3 protein-coding genes are annotated in these 1,130 nt (G+C 72.5%); 1 reads left to right on the top strand and 2 read right to left on the bottom strand.

Annotation, left to right across the window (positions count from 1 at the left end):
• A partial coding sequence (locus tag Y694_RS21945; RefSeq protein ID WP_036236750.1) for a heavy metal-associated domain-containing protein occupies positions 1-232 on the bottom strand: 232 nt, incomplete at its 3' end.
• A 146-nt stretch (positions 233-378) separates the two neighbouring features.
• Between Y694_RS21945 and Y694_RS21940 the strand changes: the two genes are divergently transcribed.
• Positions 379-579: a heavy-metal-associated domain-containing protein gene (locus tag Y694_RS21940; RefSeq protein ID WP_011831109.1), complete on the top strand. Its 201-nt coding sequence runs from the start codon at positions 379-381 to the stop codon at positions 577-579.
• Positions 580-683: 104 nt separating this feature from the next.
• Here Y694_RS21940 and Y694_RS21935 read toward each other — a convergent pair.
• On the bottom strand, positions 684-1,130 hold a 447-nt coding region (locus tag Y694_RS21935; RefSeq protein ID WP_036251858.1), incomplete at its 5' end, for an alpha/beta fold hydrolase.

Here is a 1,130-nt window from a genome sequence, read left to right as displayed (position 1 = left end):
CCGCCGGCGCAGCATGGGCCTCGTAGCCGGCCGCGTGCACCGCGGCCTCCAGCACGCTGGGCAGCGTGCCGGGCGCGGCGCGCACCTGCGCGGTCTCGGTCGCCAGGTTCACGACGGCCTCGGTGACGCCGGGCACCTTCTTCAGCGCCTTCTCCACGCGCAGCACGCACGATGCGCAGCTCATGCCTTCGATGCTGAGGGTCAGCGGGGGCGACGCAGCGGTGTTCATCATGGGTGCAGTCTCGACCTTCCCATCATGGCAAAGTCAAACCCGCCGCCATTGACCTCACGCAAGACAGGGTGCTGGCCGCCGCTTGACCTTCCCACCGGGGCAACGTCGAAGATCGGGGCCCTTCCATTGCCTGCCAGGAGATGCAGATGATCGAGTTCGAGATCAAGGACATGAGCTGCGGCCACTGCGTCGGCGCCATCACGAAGGCGATCACTGCGCTGGACCCCGACGCCAAGGTGCAGGCCGAACTGCCGACGCACCGCGTGCGCGTGGAGACCGGCGTGCCGCGCGCGCAGCTCGAGCACGCGCTGCGCGACGCGGGCTTTCCGCCGACACCCGTGCTTTGATCGGTACGGCCCGTGGCGCGCGGCATCGCAACGCGGCCGTCGATGCGCATCGGAACGCCTGACCGTGCGGACCGGCAGCAGGCGCCCATGCCCGTGGTGCGGCTTCAGCGCGGCGGGCCCAGCACGCCGATCAGCGCCGTGGCGAAGGCCTCCGGACTCTCGATGTGCGGGATGTGGCCCACGTCCGGCAGCACGGCGAGCGTCGCGCCCGGCATCCAGCGCTGCAGCGCGTGCCCCTGGGCCAGCGGCGTGATGCGGTCTTCCTCGCCCCAGACCAGCGCCACCGGCAGGCCGCGTGCGGCCCAGGCGGTGAGCCGCTCGGGCCGCAGACTCTCGGCCGGTTCGCAGCTCGCCTGCGCGAAGGCCGCGGCCCAGTCGCCGAGCCGCTGGCTGAACGCGGTGCGGGCGAACGGCAGCCGGTAGGCGGGCAGCAGCGCGTCGGTCACTGCGTCCCGGCGGTGCACGAACTGGCGCAGCAGCGGACCGGTGAGCCCCGGCCAGGTGGCGGTGGCGCCGACCAGTGTGGTGCGCAGCGACCGGCTGGCCAGCAA

Source organism: Methylibium sp. T29-B, from assembly GCF_000576225.1.
GTDB classification, from domain to species: domain Bacteria; phylum Pseudomonadota; class Gammaproteobacteria; order Burkholderiales; family Burkholderiaceae_C; genus Methylibium; species Methylibium petroleiphilum.
The sequence above is the reverse complement of the archived record's forward strand: the minus strand, read 5'-3'. Positions and strand labels throughout refer to the sequence as shown.